Below are 14,785 nucleotides of genomic sequence, written 5' to 3' on the forward strand. Positions count from 1 at the left end.
GGTGCGGCATGTAATCGTTTCCCGGCGCGTAGGAGGAAAGTGATGAGAAGCATGGCAGCGGGCGACCTGTTCATTTACGCACCCGTCCCGGTCTATCGGGACGCGGGTACGCTCTATATCGAGCGTCAGGCGGTGAATGGCCTGCGGCTCTGGTCCCAGCATTTTTCCCGGGTGACGGTCCTCATGCCCGAAAAAAATCACGACGTTCCAAAGGGCTGGATCCCCGTTGACATGGCGCTGGCCGATTTGCCCGCGGTGCGGCTGGAGACGGTTCCGTCTGCTTTCACCCCCCTGCAGTTCCTTCGAGCGTGGCGGCGAGAGCGCCGTCGCATCGGCGCGCTTGTGGCTGAAGCAAGCTACCTCAGCTTCGCAATTGGGGGCCTCTTTGGGGATTGGGGGGCGGTCTGTGCGCTGGAGGCGCTCCGGCAGCGCAAGCGCTTTGCGATCTGGACCGATCGGGTCGAATCTGATGTGCTGCGGAAATCACGCGACTGGGGCGACTGGAAGCAGCGTCTGAAATCGCGTCTTTACAGTCGCCCTATGGCCTGGCTCGAGCGCGCCTTGATTTCGCGCGCCGCACTGGGCCTGTTTCACGGTCGGGAGACCTTTGATAGCTACGCGGGATTCAGCCCCAATCCACAGCTGGTTCATGACATCCACATTTCGGGCCGGGATCACATTCGCACCAGTGCGCTTCAGAAGAAACTCTCCGGGCTTGGGGCGCGACCGTTGCGAATCGTTTATGCGGGACGCGCCGAGGGCATGAAGGGTCCAGGTGACTGGATCTCGGTTCTCGAACGGCTGGCCGTGCTGAATATCCCTTTTGAGGCAGAATGGCTTGGCGAGGGAAGTTGTCTTGCGATGATGCGCAATCGTGTCCGTCGCGCAGGTCTCGAAGATCAAGTCCGCTTGCCTGGATTTCTAGAGGACCACGCCGAGGTGCGTGCGCGCTTGCAGCGGGCGGATGTATTCCTTTTTTGCCACAAGACCGCCGAGTCGCCGCGCTGTCTGATCGAGGCGCTCACTGGCGCGACGCCCATCGTCGGCTACGAGGGCGGCTATGCGCGGGACCTGATTGCGGGACATGGCGGCGGCATTCTGGTGCCACAGGGCGATACAGAGAGATTGGCGCAGACGCTTTCGATGCTGCAGGGGGCACCGGATACGCTTGCGACGCTGATGCAATCGGCGCATCTCGAGGCTGCACCTTTCACCGATGAGAAAGTCTTTGCGCACCGGTGCGACCTCATTCGCCGATACCTTGCACCAAGCGCCAGTCGTCGTGGTCCGGGTGGGCCAGGCGGGAGGATCCTGCGGGTGGTTGCGGAGCGCTAGGTTTGCTGCACGGGTTACTCGCGCAGTTCGTCCGGATCAACGCCCCAGAGATTGTCTTTGTGCGTCCAGCCGCTGTGTCCCCCGGCGGTGATTTCGCACCAGTCGCGCGTGCAGGCGCCAAGCTGGGCCACAACCCCAAGCTCAAACGCGGCCACCGCCGGCGCGTCCTCCTGAGGGCGTGCGCGCACTTGCACAAGATCCTGTTCGACCAAGACCGTGCGCACCCCCGACAAAAGCGCGTAATGAACCCAGCCTCCTTGTCCATCCCGGTCACGCACGCGTCGCCAGTGGCCATATTCGGCCGTGACCTCCAATGGCATCCCGCGGCGTTTGAACACCCAGTCGATACGATGATTGAGTGACGGGCCACGGCGCACGTTGCCTTCGGCGGCTTTCATGGACACGTAGCGGGGCAGGGGCAGGTTCGTGACCGGCCCAAGAGTTTGCGCGGCAGCTCTCTCGGGCGCGCTCTCCTGCGCGGTGGCGACGGGGGCCGTGCTGACAAAGAAACCACCCATCACAAGTGCACAAAGCGCCCCGCGCAGGGCGACTCGCACAGAGCGGCTGCGCGGGCGTTCATTTTGTTCAGTGAATGTCTGCACGGCCTCGATGCCCATTGTTGTCTCGGGCGCCTTGTTTTTATGATCTCGTCACCCGCTGATCCTGCATCGGCTCTTAGCGCAATGCAAGCGCGGGCGGAAGGGTGCTTGTACCCGCAATTATCTTGCGACACGATGTCATGGAATGGAACGACTTGCATAGCCCGAGGGAGAAGGCACGTGCCCAGAGAACGCCTGAGTGTTGTTGTTACGCGACGGTTGCCAGAGCCGGTGGAAACCCGCCTGAGCGAATTGTTCGACGTGCGGTTGCGCACCGACGACACCCCAATGACCCGCACAGAGCTGGCCGCCGCCATGAAAGAGGCGGATGTGCTGGTACCGACGGTCACCGACACGATTGACGCAGGCCTTCTGGGGCAGGCGGGCGAGCGGCTGCGGCTGATCGCCAATTATGGCGCGGGTGTCGACAATATCGACGTGGCCACTGCGCGCCAACGGGGCATTCTGGTCTCCAACACCCCCGGCGTGCTGACCGACGACACGGCCGATATGACGATGGCGCTGATCATGGCTGTCGTGCGCCGCATTCCCGAGGGTCTTGCGATCATGCAGCGCGGCGATTGGGAGGGCTGGTCGCCCACGGCCATGCTTGGCGGGCGTCTTGCAGGGCGCCGACTTGGCATTCTGGGCATGGGCCGCATCGGTCAGGCCGTCGCACGCCGTGCCCGCGCTTTTGGCATGCAGGTGCATTACAACAATCGCCGGCGCCTGCGTCCCGAGGTCGAGGAAGAGCTCGAAGCAACATGGTGGGAAAGCCTTGATCAGATGGTGGCCCGCATGGATGTGATTTCGATCCACTGTCCCTCGACGCCTTCGACCTTTCACTTGATGAACGCGCGGCGCCTGAAGCTGCTGAAGCCCGATGCGGTGATCGTCAACACCTCGCGCGGGGAGGTGATCGACGAAAACGCTCTGACGCGCGGCCTGCGCGCGGGCGAAATCGCGGGCTGTGGGCTTGATGTCTACGAACATGGTACCACCGTTAATCCGCGCCTGCGCGAGCTGCCCAATGTGGTGCTCCTGCCTCATATGGGGTCTGCTACGATCGAGGGGCGGATCGAAATGGGCGAGAAGGTTCTATTGAATATCAAGACATTTGAAGATGGGCATCGCCCACCGGATCAGGTGGTGCCTGCCATGTTGTAAGCGCAGAGTCCGGTGCAACGCGGGCAGCGCGATTTGGGAGGAAAGATATGAGACCATTATTTTTAGGCGCGGCGCTCTGTGCGGCGCTGGCGCATCCTTTGTCGGCACAACAGGCCGCAGATGCGGTTGCCCCTGAAACAGCGACGACGGGCGCTGGTGCGGCGGGGCTCTCGCTCTCCGAAGCCGCCGCTGCTGCGATGGCTGCGCGGGATGCGGGCACGCCTGTCGAGGCGGAGAACTGGATGGTCGCTGCCGCAAACCCGCTGGCGGTCGAGGCGGGCGCGCGGGTGCTCCGTGAGGGCGGAAGTGCCGCAGACGCCATGGTTGCGGTGCAGGCCGTGCTTGGGCTGGTGGAGCCGCAATCCTCTGGCCTCGGTGGTGGGGCTTTCTGGTCTACTACAATGCCTCCACGGGTGCCATCACGACGCTTGACGGGCGCGAAACCGCGCCGCTCGCGGCCACGCCGACGCTGTTTCAGGATGAAAACGGCGAACCGCTCAAGTTTTTCGATGCTGTCGTCGGAGGCCGTTCGGTGGGCACGCCCGGCACACCGGCCTTGCTGGAGGCGGCCCATCGCAAATGGGGCCGCGCCAACTGGGGCGGGCTCTTTACCGATGCGATCCGTCTGGCTGAACTGGGTTTTGCCGTTTCCCCACGGATGGCGGACTCGATTGCCAATGATGCCGAACGGCTGGGTCGGTTCCCGGAGACCGCAGCCTATTTTCTGCCCGAAGGCATCCCGCTTGCGGCGGGTGAGGTGATCACCAACCAGCCCTACGCCAATGTGCTGCGTCGCATCGCGATGGAGGGGACGCGGGCCTTCTATTCAGGCCCGGTGGCTGCCGATATCGTGCGCGCCGTACAGGGCGCGACCGGGAACCCCGGCGTCCTCTCAGAGCTGGATCTGGCGCTCTATCAGGTCAAAGAGCGTCCGGCAGTCTGTGCCAGCTACCGCGCCTTTGAGGCCTGTGGCATGGGGCCGCCTTCGTCTGGCGCGCTTACTGTCGGGCAAATCCTGGGCATGCTAGAGCCTTATGACCTGGCAGCGCTGGGCCCAGACAGCCCCGAGAGCTGGCGTCTGATCGGGGACGCCTCGCGCCTCGCATTTGCAGACCGCGGCCGTTACATGGCTGACAGCGATTATGTCCCGGTGCCCACCAAAGGTCTGCTGGACCCGGAGTACCTCTCCAAACGCGCGGCGTTGCTCGAAGGCGATGCGGCCTTGGAGACTGTCGCCCCTGGCGCGCCTGAGTTCGATCATGCGCTGATCTGGGCCGATGATGAGAGCATCGAGTTTCCCTCGACCTCGCATATCTCGATTGTCGATCAATACGGCAATGTGCTGTCGATGACGACCACGATCGAAAACGGCTTTGGATCGCGTTTGATGACAAACGGGTTCTTGCTCAATAACGAACTGACGGATTTCTCATTCCGCAGCCACCGCGACGGGGTGCCGATTGCAAACCGTCTCGAGCCCGGAAAACGCCCGCGCTCCTCGATGGCGCCGACCATTGTGATGCAGGATGGCAAACCCGTTCTTGCGATTGGCTCTCCGGGGGGGAGCCGTATCATCGGTTACGTGGCAACGGCGATCATCGGCTGGGCCGACTGGGGGCTCGACATTCAAGACGCAATCTCGCTGCCTCACGCTGTAAACCGGTTCGGCACTTACGATCTTGAGGCAGGCACCGGAGCCGAGGCGCTCGAAGCCGCGCTCACGGACATGGGGTACCAGGTAAATGTGCGTGACCTGACCTCGGGCCTACATGCGATCGAAATCGATAATGGCCTGAAGGGAGGCGCGGATCCCCGCCGTGAAGGCATTGCGCTTGGTGACGAGTAGGGCAGGGGCTTTGCCCCTCCTGACCTGACGGTCAGTTCACCCCAGGATATTTTGTGTTAGAAGAATGACGCTGCAGATCCTTCTTCTAACCGCAAATATCCCGGAGCGCGAGGCAGAGCCTCGCAAGTCTGGCCGTTGAGCCACAGCCCCTTGCCGCTCTGAGCGCGACGGCCTAGAGTGCGCGGTATATTTTGTTAACAAGGCAAATGCTTTGCGAGATCTTGTTGGCGCTGGGAATACGAGAGAGGACACCATCATGGTTCAGGCCATCACATTGCCCCGTAACGAAGGCGGTATCAAAGCTGCAATCGCCGCGCTGTCTGAGGCGTTTGGCGATCGTCTGCAGACCGGGCAGGCCCTTCGTGAGCAGCATGGGCACACGACCACCTGGATCGACAACCAGGCGCCGGATGCAGTGGTCTTTCCAACATCCTCCGAAGAGGTCTCTGGTATTGTCAAAATATGCGCCGAGTTTGGTGTGCCGATTATCCCCTTCGGAACGGGCACCTCGTTGGAGGGGCATGTCAACGCCCCCGCTGGTGGCATCTGCGTGGATATGATGCGGATGGATCAGATCGTTGCGGTCCACGCGGAGGATCTCGACGTGGTGGTGCAGCCCGGAGTGACCCGCGAGCAGCTCAACACGTATCTGCGCGATCAGGGGCTTTTCTTCCCCATTGATCCCGGCGCAAACGCATCACTGGGTGGCATGGTGGCAACGCGGGCTTCTGGCACCAATGCTGTGCGCTATGGCACCATGAAGGACAATGTTCTGAGCCTTGAAGCGGTGATGGCAGACGGCAGCATCATCCGGACCGCGTCTCGGGCCAAGAAGTCCTCGGCGGGGTATGACATGACCCGTCTTCTGGTTGGTTCTGAGGGGACTTTGGGGCTGATCACCGAGATCACCCTGAAGCTGCAGGGCATTCCCGAGGCAATCCGCTCGGCGCGCTGTTCGTTCCGTTCGGTGGATGAGGCCTGTCAGGCTGTGATGATGACCATTCAATACGGCATCCCCGTCGCCCGCATCGAGCTTTTGGATGAAATGAGTGTGCGCGCCGCCAATCAGCATTCCGGGCTGGATTTGCCTGAGGTGCCGCTGTTGCTCCTTGAATTTCATGGCTCGGACGCCGGCGTCGTCGAGCAGTCGGATACCTTTGCGCAAATTGCAGAAGAGTTCGGCGGGTTTGACATTGCCGCGACATCGACGCCGGAAGAACGCAACAAGCTCTGGCAGGCGCGTCACGACATGTATTGGGCCAGCCTTGGGCTGCGCCCCGGTGCCAAGGGGATCTCGACCGATGTCTGCGTGCCGATTTCCAAACTCGCCGATTGCGTCTCTGCGGCCCGCTCCAAGGCCGAAGAAATGGGGCTGATTGCGCCCATCGTGGGACATGTGGGAGATGGCAATTTCCATGCGCTTTTGCTGATCGATATGGAGAGCGCAGAAGAGCGAGAAAAGGCGGATACCTATGTCAGCTGGCTCAACGATCTGGCGATTTCCATGGAAGGCACCTGCACCGGGGAACACGGCATCGGTCAGGGCAAACGCCCCTATCTGGTTCGTGAATTGGGGGAGACCACCCGCTTTATGGCGGCGGTCAAGGCAGCGCTGGACCCGGATAATATCCTCAACCCGGGCAAGATCCTGATTGACGGCTAACCTCTGGCCGGTCAAAGGCGCGGCATCAGCTGCTCCTTTCTATGGCCCAATTTCTGCCCCATCTTCTTGCTAGCAGGGCTTTGTGAGAAGGTGGGGTAAGATGTTTTTCATTAGACGACTTTTGAGCCTGTTTCGGTTCTATATGTTCATTTTGATCTGCGGTCTCATCATGGTGGGCGTCGATTACGATATGCAGGCCAAGGCTGTCGGGCGGACAATCGCGACCTATGACGTCGATTCCTATCGATTGACATTGCAGCGACGCCTCGGCGGGGAGCCGTTGCGCGTGGCGTCGGATGGGCGTGTTGGCGCGCCAGAGGGCGAGGTCACATCGCCCTTGGATGTCGCGTTTCGCGCGCTGCGCGGACTTGCGGTGGCAAAGGCGCATGTGATGGGGCAGGACCTCGAGATGGAGCAGGTCGTGCTTTTGCCGCCGCCCTCTGCGACCCAGGTCCCGATACCGCAGCAACCACAGACGATGCCGGTGCGGGACACCCAAGAGCAGCGCCCCTGTGTGCGGCGCGGCAATGTGCTGGACTGCTGACACGCGCAAGGCTATTTCGGCAATCTTCCGAGGATCACAGCCCAGAGGGTTCCCCAGCCGGTCAGCGCGGTCTGTCCCTTGTCGGCCAAGGCGTAGTGATCCGGTTTTTCATCGCTGAAGATCTCCCTGCGGAGGTACCAACCGGTCTGATCATCGAAAAGCCCCTGTCCGAAAGTGTAATGCTCCGAGTGCCTTGGTTTGTGCCACAGGCTAGAGCCGCAGTAGCGGCAACTGCCTCTACTGCCGATGCGAGAGGACTCCCAGGACCGTACTGGGCCTTCGATCGAAAGTACCTTTGTGCAGACGACACCCATCCATACGCCTCCTGTCCAGCGGCGACACATCTGGCAGTGACACGCGCCATAGGTGTCGGGTGCAAGCACCTTAAATTGGACTGCACCACAGGCACATTTGCCGGATTTTTCTGAAATCTGATCACTCATAAAAATGCCTCTCTTTACCGGGCGCAATGCGTGTATGGCCTCCGACTACGCTCGGGACTGGACCTCCAATACTGACGCGATGAGCGGAAACAGGTTTCCGGGAAAAGCCAAGCCATACTCTCTGACACCCCCCTCATTTGGCGATGAGTGCGCGGTTTTTGGCTGAAACTCTGACGTGAAGTCGGTTTTGTCATTTTTTGCGTCGGACTGATTTGCCGCCTTGGGCGCTCTGTGCGTCATAACCGATTCAATTGTGAATCAGAGAACTCGGAGAGCGGGCTCATGAAAACCCAAGTCAAAGCACTGGTCGTAGGCGGTGGCGCCGTCGGTACTTCGATCGCATATCATCTGGCCAAGGCTGGTTGGGACGATGTCATGCTGATTGAGCGCGACGAGCTGACGTCCGGCTCCACGTGGCACGCCGCTGGCCTTTTGCCACTGTTCAACATGTCCTATGCGACCACCCACATCCACAAATACTCGGTGGATTTCTACAAGACGCTTGAGGAAGAGACCGGCCTCAATGCGGGCTTTGCCGTTGTCGGCAACCTGCGTATGGCGCAGACGCAGGAGCGTATGGACGAGTATATGCTCTATGCCTCGACCGCCGAGACCTGCGATGTGGCCTATGAGTGGCTCACTCCGGAGCAGATCAAGGAACGCTGGCCGCTCATTGAGACCGGCGACCTCAAAGGCGCGATCTACCACACCGAGGATGGCTATATTAACCCCGCAGATGTGACCCAGGCGATGGCCAAGGGCGCACGTCAGCGTGGTGTTGAGATCGTCCGCAAGATGCAGGCCGACGCCTTCCACTGGAACGGTACCCATTGGGAAGTGACCTGCACCGTGATGGCGGAAAAGGGCGGCAATCTCGTGGAGACAGACGAGCAGGTGGTGATCACTGCCGAGCACGTTGTCACAGCCTCCGGCAACCACGCGCAGCGCACGGCCAAGATGCTTGGCATCAAGATGCCCGCAATCCCGGTCGAGCACACGTTCATCGTGATGGACAAAGATCCCGAACTGGTCAAATGGCGCGAAGCGGGCAACCCCGAGCACCCGGTTATCCGCGACGCCGACAATGAATCCTATGCCCGCGAAGAGCGCGGTGGCTGGATCCTTGGCATCTACGAGCACGGCGCCCCGGCGCGGTTTGAGCATGGCGTACCGGACAGCTTCCGTGCAGATCTGTTCCCGCTTGATCTGGACCGGATTGCGGAACAATACATGGCGATGGCGGAGCGTGTGCCCTCCTGTGCTGACAGTGGTCTCAAGGACGATTTCAACGGCCCGATCTGCTACACGCCTGATGGCAACCCGCTGGTCGGCCCGGCGCCGGGTCTGCGCAACATGTGGCTGGCCGAAGGCTTCTCCTTCGGGATCACCGCTGCAGGCGGCACCGGCTATTACCTCGCGCAGATGATGGTCGATGGCGAAGCCGAGATCGACATGGCGTCGCTTGATCCCAAACGCTACTCCTCCAACTGGATGACCACAGAGTTCGCGGCCCGCAAGAACGAAGAGTGCTACGAGCACGTCTACATTCTGCACCACCCGGACGAAGAACGCCCCGCTGCGCGCCCGCTGCGCACCGCGCCTGCATTCGACCGCCAGAAAGCGCGCGGTGCACAGTTTGGCTGGGTCAATGGATGGGAACGTCCGAACTACTTCGGCCCGGTGGATGCACCGGACAATTTTGACGAAGAAGCACGCTCCTTCCGTCGTGGTGGCTGGTGGCAGCATGCCGTGGACGAAGCGAAGGCAATCCGCGAGGGCGTTGGCCTCATTGACGCGACCGCCTTTACGAAACATGTCGTCAAAGGCCCCGGTGCCACCCAGTTCCTCGACTGGTTCACCTGCAACAAGCTCCCGAAGGTTGGCCGCATCAACCTGACCTATGCGCTGACCGCATTCGGTACCACCCGCACCGAATACACCATCGTGCGCAACGGCGAGAACAACTACTATCTGGTCTCCGCCGGTGCGTGGTCCGAATATGACGCCGACTTCCTGCGCAAGGCGGCCGAGGACAAGATGGAGGAATTCGGCTACATCGAGATCCAGGATGTGACAACCCAGTGGGGCGTCTTTGCCATCGCAGGGCCCAAGTCCCGCGATGTGCTGAAAGAGGTCATCGTGGATGCCGATCCGGCGACTGCGCTCTCCAACAAGCGCTTCCCGTGGCTGTCGGCCAAGCAGATCGAACTGGGCATGTGCCCGGTGAACGCGATCCGCGTGGCCTATACTGGTGAACTGGGCTGGGAACTCCACCACCCGATCGAGATGCAGAACTACCTCTTCGACCTCCTGGAAAAAGCGGGCGAGAAACACGGTATGAAGCTCGTGGGCGCACGCGCTCAGAACTGGCTGCGTCAGGAGAAATCCTACCGCGCCTTTGGCAACGAACTGGGCCGTGACGCGACCCCACTCGAAGCCGACCTGCCGCGCTTTGTCGACCTGGAGAAGGACTTCCACGGCAAGGACAAGCTGGTCGAAACCGGCGTCCGCGTGAAGTGCTGTACCCTGCTGATCGATGGGCCAGAAGACGCCGATCCCTGGGGTCGCGAGGCGCTCTATGCCGAGGATGGCACCCGTGTGGGCCGCCTGACCTCGGGTGGCTACTCGGTCGCCTTCGAGAAATCCATCGGCATGGGCTACGTCAAACCCGAGATGGCTGTCGAAGGCACCAAACTGAAAGTGAAGATCCAGGATAAGCTCTGGGATGCGGTTGTCACTTGCGACAGCCCCTATGATCCCAAGAACGAAACCATCCGAAAGGACGGTTGATCCCTACCATCTTCGTCCGCGCCCTGTGGCGCTGGGCTTTAAGGTCGCACAAGCGCTCCGGTTTTGCCGGGGCGCTTTTCCCTTGGTCCTGCGACCAATTTGCGGGATAATGACGACCGTGTTGCGGCGCCTCTGAACAGGGCGTCGGAGGTTAAAAAAGACAGTGATCCTGAGTAAGTTCCTAGCTGTGGTTGCGGATATACCCGCGCGCTATCTCGACTCGATTACCCGTGGCTTTTGTGTTGCGTTGCTGCTGGGGCTTGCGGTCAAAAGCGTGCTGCTGTCACATTGGGCGCTGAGTGCCATCCTTGTTGTGTTGGCGGGGATCATTCTGGTGAACATCATCGCGCTGCACCTTGAGCGCGAGGCCTTCATTCCATTGTGGATGCTTGTCACCGTATTGACCGCCACCGTGATCCTGACCACCTGCTATGTCGGCCTGTCCGGCGCAACCTGGATGTTCCCGACCCTGGTTGGGTTGAGGTTTGCGGCGCCCCCCTCGCAATACCAACCCGCGCGGCTGGTGCTGATCGCGGTTGTGCCACTGGTGGTGCTCCTGCAGGGCGATCCGGGCAACGCGGCGCGTCTGCTGGCGGCGGGGCTCATCACCTCGGCCTATCTCTGGCTCGCCGAGGGGGAGATCGTGTCGCTGCGTTCGAGGCTGGATGGCGATGATGGGCGCGATCCGGTGACACGGGCCTTTTCCCGCGCGCGCATGGAACAGGACAAGTCAATGATCGCATCCCATGCGCCTGTCGGTCTGGTCGTGGTGCGCCTCGATGGATTGATGGATCTGCGGGTGCGGGGCGAAGGCGCGCGGGCGGATGACATCATGGCCTCTGTTGCGGCCGCGATCATTCCCCTTCTGAGCACCCGAGAGCGGCTCTACCGGCTAGGTAGCAGCGAATTCCTGATCGGCCTTGCGGGCTGGAGGGCATTTGAATGTTTCGAGCTTGGTCAAACTGTCTGCAAGACCGTGCAGCCCCATTTGCCAAAAGGGATCAGGGCCAGAAGCGGCGTCGCAGAGGTCACCACGCCTCAGGACTTTGATGCAGCGCTCGATCTGGCATCATCCATGGTGTCCAAAAGCGGGGATCTGGGGCGCAGCGTGTTGTCCACAGCACTCTAAGCCTAGCGTGCCATATCCCTATCCGAAACGATGCCATCGCCGTCCCGATCAAGGCTCTGAGCGAAGCGGTCGGAATGGCGGTGAAACTCCCGCCTCGAGATCAGGCCATCCGCATCCGAGTCGGCAAAAGTGAAGGCGTCAATCCGGCCGGGGCTGGCCCTGTGCTCCTCATAGCCCTGACCCATCTGGCGGAAGCGGGTTCTGGTCTCTTGAAGCGAGCGATCAAACTCGTCCGCATCGATAAACCCATCGCCGTCCCGGTCGATCTGCTCGAACTTCTGATTGCGCACCAGGGCGACTTCGCTCACCGTCACCGCGCCATCGCCATCAAAATCGAGGCTCGCCAGAAAATCCGGATCTGCTCCTGCCGTCTGCGCGCCGAGGGTGGCAACCAGACAGAGTATGGCCAGCGTCAAAACGCGTGGCCCTGATGGTGCAGACGCGACAAAGGAAGGGAGGGGCTGGGCCATGAGACACCTTGCAGTTGTTGCTTGTGTTGCTTGTCTCTGAGTTAAGCGCGCAGGTCCCGGTTTTTGAGGGGCTCCTGTTACAAAAGCGTCATTTTTTCAATCGGCTCATGTAGTGGTCAAGACCAGACAGAGGTTGTTTGCGGGCATGTGGTTTGGCGGTGCCATCTGCAATCCGGCTTCGGCGGCCCAGATCGAGACGGTTTCGACGTTCTTGTAGCCGATGTCCGGGTCATGCTCTGTGAGGGCTGTGTGAAACGCTTTGTCACCTGCGCTCACCAAAAGGCCCTCGCGCGAGAAGGGGCCATAAATCAGCAAACGTCCAGAGCGTGTCAGCGCGGTGGCCGCTTCTGACAGCAAGGTTTGGGCTTCGGTGTTGCTGATCAGGTGTAAGAGGTTCGAGAGCACAATCAGATCAAAGGGTCCGATCAGCGCGCCCCATCCCTCTGTGGTGGCATCCAGCGCCGCGGCGGGTGCGATGTTCGTGAGACCGGCCTCACTGGCATAGGCATCAATGCTGGCGCGTCTGCTCGGGTCTATGTCGCTGGGATGCCACGCAATGTCTGGCAAGGCGCGGGCATAGCCAATCACGTGCTGGCCGGTGCCACTGGCGATTTCAAGCGCCCGGCCCCGCTGGGGCGCATGCTGGGATACGATTTGAAGCAGGGGCTCCAGATTACGCGCCGCAGAAGGGGCAAAGAGCTTGCCACCCTCACTTTGCTCGGCGACCGAAGCCTGGCCCGGGACGGAACGAAAGGGCATCAGCGCAACCTCGCAGGATCAAGAGCGTCAATGATGTGAGGAGCGATCTCTGGGCGCTGCCCTGTCATCAGGTCGCGCAGTAGCCGGGCCGAGGCAGGGGCGCTTTGAAACCCGTAGCCACCTTGGCCCGCGTACCACCAGAATCCGGGATGATCCGGATCCTCGCCAATAACCGGCACACCGTCGGGAGCGAAACTGCGCAATCCGGCCCAGCTGGTTTCGAGCCGTGTAACGGGCGTGGTCACCATCTCCTCGTAGCGCGCAAGCCCCTCCGCCAGTACCATGTCATCCGCCCAGGCGTCCTGTGGAGGCAGGGGATCAGCATCCGCAGGCGAAACCAGAAGCTTGCCCGCTTGGGGTTTGGCGTACCAGGCCTCTCCCACGCCCATGAGCATAGGCCAGTTGGCGACGTCTCGACCCTCTGGGGCAGGCAGTTGCGCGATGGAGCGGCGTTTGGGCTGGAGCCCGATCGGAGTGACCCCGGCGGTTTCTGCGATGATGTCTGCCCAAGCCCCGGCAGCGTTGACGATCTGGCGGGCCTCATATTGGGTGTCGCGGGTTTCAACGCGCCAGCCCTTGTCGGTGCGCGAGATCGTCATCACCTCCTGTCGCAAGACCGTTTGGCCACCCTGCCGGCGCAGGTCTTTGGTCCAGTCTCCCATCAACCGGTCGGTGTCGATGTCGGTTGCCGTGTCATGAAGCGCAGCAAAGGCGACGACCTCCCGGTTCAGGATCGGCACCCGTGCCAGCGCATCGTTGATGGGAATCTCCTGAAGATCGAGTTCCGCAAGATCTGCATCAAACGCTGCGCGTTGATCCGCGCGCCCAACGAGCATCAGTCCGCGCGGGCTGAGATATGTCTCGCGCCCCTCGCCGGGGGCCTCGAAAAAGGTGCGGCTGGCCCGCGACAGTGCCTTGATGGCAGGAGGGCCATAGTCCTGCTCAAACATCGCGGCAGAGCGCCCGGAGGCGTGGTAGCCAAGCACCTCCTCGCGTTCCAGCACCACCACCTGATGCGATGGCGACAAATGTGCCGCTGCACCAAGCCCGGCCACTCCGCCGCCGATGATCAGAGTGTCTATCATGCTTCTTCGAGCCGGTCCGTGGCGGGGGCCGGGCGGGGGCTCAGGGCTTCGATACGCGCATAAAGTTCTGGAGACATGTCAAATTCCGTGGCCTTGAGCGAGGGCGCAAGCTGGGTTGCGGAACGTGCCGAGAGGATCGGAGCCGGGCGCGCGGGGTGGCCTGCGGCCCATGCGACTGCCAGCGTCGCGGGATCGGTGCCAAGATCCTCGGCCAAGTGCAGAAGATCGGAGGCTGTCCGGTGCATCCAATCCTGGCCATAGCGGGCACGATAGTTTTCATCCTCGCTCAACCGACCTGTGCCGCCTTGCGCATATTTCCCGGTCAAGAGCCCGCCGCCCAGCGGCGAATAGGGTACGGGCAAAATCCCCTGGTCGGCACACATCGGCAGGATTTCCACCTCGGCCTGTCGTTTCACCAGCGAGTACATCGGCTGTAGCACGTCAATCCGGAGGCCCAGTCGCGCCGCGAGAGCAACGGCTTTCATGACCTGCCAGGCGGCGAAGTTTGACAGGCCAACATGGCGGATGTGCCCTTCCTGTTTAAGTTCGGCAAAACAGGTCAGCGTGTCCTCGAGCGGGGTTTCAGGGTCAAACCGGTGCAAATACAGAAGATCCACCTGATCGAGCTTCAGGCGCTGTCGGCACTGATCGAACTGCGCTCGCATATTCGCCGCGCTGGCGCCGCCGGTGAAGCCAACCTTGGTCGCGACATAGAGGCTCTCGCGGTCCTTGGCGATCAACTGACCGAGGATCTCTTCGCTGGCGCCCTCGGTATAGAGCCACGCGGTATCAAAATGGCGCAGACCTGCTGCGCGGCAGGCCTCATACATTTCGGCAGAGGCCTGCGCATCGGCGCGTCCGCCAAATTGCATGCAGCCAAAGGCGAACCGGCCAACGTCATGGCCATCAAGGGTGGTGAGCGGGGGGCAAGTCTGAGCAGTCATGCGCCGGAGAC

General features: G+C 61.4%; 12 protein-coding genes and 1 pseudogene. 7 read left to right on the forward strand and 6 right to left on the reverse strand.

From position 1 onward, the window contains the following. Positions 1-42: 42 nt before the first annotated feature. The gene (locus tag TM1040_RS06715) at positions 43-1,335 is read left to right on the forward strand and encodes a glycosyltransferase (RefSeq protein ID WP_011537826.1); all 1,293 of its coding nucleotides are present in this window, start codon (positions 43-45) and stop codon (positions 1,333-1,335) included. Positions 1,336-1,349: 14 nt separating this feature from the next. Here TM1040_RS06715 and TM1040_RS06720 read toward each other — a convergent pair whose 3' ends face one another. After that, complete coding sequence (locus TM1040_RS06720; RefSeq protein ID WP_011537827.1) at positions 1,350-1,952, reverse strand: SH3 domain-containing protein; 603 nt, start codon at positions 1,950-1,952, stop codon at positions 1,350-1,352. 162 nt (positions 1,953-2,114) lie between these two features. On the opposite strand from TM1040_RS06720, the gene TM1040_RS06725 reads away from it, so the two are divergent. The 4 genes and pseudogenes from TM1040_RS06725 to TM1040_RS06740 all read left to right on the forward strand — a co-directional run bounded on the left by TM1040_RS06725 (position 2,115) and on the right by TM1040_RS06740 (position 7,154). Then, positions 2,115-3,101, forward strand: a complete 987-nt coding sequence (locus tag TM1040_RS06725) for a 2-hydroxyacid dehydrogenase (RefSeq protein WP_011537828.1) — start codon at positions 2,115-2,117, stop codon at positions 3,099-3,101. Between the two features lie 47 nt (positions 3,102-3,148). Beyond that, positions 3,149-4,947: pseudogene (gene ggt, locus TM1040_RS06730) on the forward strand (gamma-glutamyltransferase). A 256-nt stretch (positions 4,948-5,203) separates the two neighbouring features. After that, positions 5,204-6,610 carry an FAD-binding oxidoreductase gene (locus TM1040_RS06735; protein ID WP_011537831.1) on the forward strand — a complete coding sequence of 469 codons (1,407 nt, stop codon included), beginning with the start codon at positions 5,204-5,206 and terminating at the stop codon, positions 6,608-6,610. A gap of 100 nt (positions 6,611-6,710) precedes the next feature. Continuing rightward, positions 6,711-7,154: a hypothetical protein gene (locus TM1040_RS06740; RefSeq protein WP_011537832.1), complete on the forward strand. Its 444-nt coding sequence runs from the start codon at positions 6,711-6,713 to the stop codon at positions 7,152-7,154. Positions 7,155-7,165: 11 nt separating this feature from the next. Here TM1040_RS06740 and TM1040_RS06745 read toward each other — a convergent pair whose 3' ends face one another. Continuing rightward, positions 7,166-7,597, reverse strand: a complete 432-nt coding sequence (locus TM1040_RS06745) for a GFA family protein (RefSeq protein ID WP_011537833.1) — start codon at positions 7,595-7,597, stop codon at positions 7,166-7,168. A gap of 282 nt (positions 7,598-7,879) precedes the next feature. On the opposite strand from TM1040_RS06745, the gene TM1040_RS06750 reads away from it, so the two are divergent. After that, positions 7,880-10,387 (forward strand): GcvT family protein, encoded by a 2,508-nt coding sequence (locus TM1040_RS06750; RefSeq protein WP_011537834.1) that lies wholly within the window; start codon positions 7,880-7,882, stop codon positions 10,385-10,387. 187 nt (positions 10,388-10,574) lie between these two features. Continuing rightward, a complete protein-coding gene (locus tag TM1040_RS06755) occupies positions 10,575-11,516 on the forward strand; it encodes a GGDEF domain-containing protein (RefSeq protein WP_254658856.1) in 942 nt (313 codons plus the stop codon). A 2-nt stretch (positions 11,517-11,518) separates the two neighbouring features. Here the strand turns inward: TM1040_RS06755 and TM1040_RS06760 are convergent, their stop codons facing one another. From TM1040_RS06760 to TM1040_RS06775, 4 genes are all read right to left on the reverse strand, one after another. Beyond that, positions 11,519-11,986 (reverse strand): EF-hand domain-containing protein, encoded by a 468-nt coding sequence (locus TM1040_RS06760; RefSeq protein WP_011537836.1) that lies wholly within the window; start codon positions 11,984-11,986, stop codon positions 11,519-11,521. Positions 11,987-12,091: 105 nt separating this feature from the next. After that, positions 12,092-12,745 (reverse strand): DUF938 domain-containing protein, encoded by a 654-nt coding sequence (locus TM1040_RS06765; RefSeq protein WP_011537837.1) that lies wholly within the window; start codon positions 12,743-12,745, stop codon positions 12,092-12,094. Beyond that, entirely contained in the window at positions 12,745-13,830 is a 1,086-nt protein-coding gene (locus tag TM1040_RS06770) for an NAD(P)/FAD-dependent oxidoreductase (RefSeq protein ID WP_011537838.1), read from the reverse strand. The genes TM1040_RS06765 and TM1040_RS06770 overlap by 1 nt, the downstream gene beginning before the upstream one ends. After that, the gene (locus TM1040_RS06775) at positions 13,827-14,774 is read right to left on the reverse strand and encodes an aldo/keto reductase (protein WP_044027012.1); all 948 of its coding nucleotides are present in this window, start codon (positions 14,772-14,774) and stop codon (positions 13,827-13,829) included. The genes TM1040_RS06770 and TM1040_RS06775 overlap by 4 nt, the downstream gene beginning before the upstream one ends. Positions 14,775-14,785 lie beyond the last annotated feature (11 nt).

Source organism: Ruegeria sp. TM1040, assembly GCF_000014065.1.
GTDB lineage: Bacteria > Pseudomonadota > Alphaproteobacteria > Rhodobacterales > Rhodobacteraceae > Epibacterium.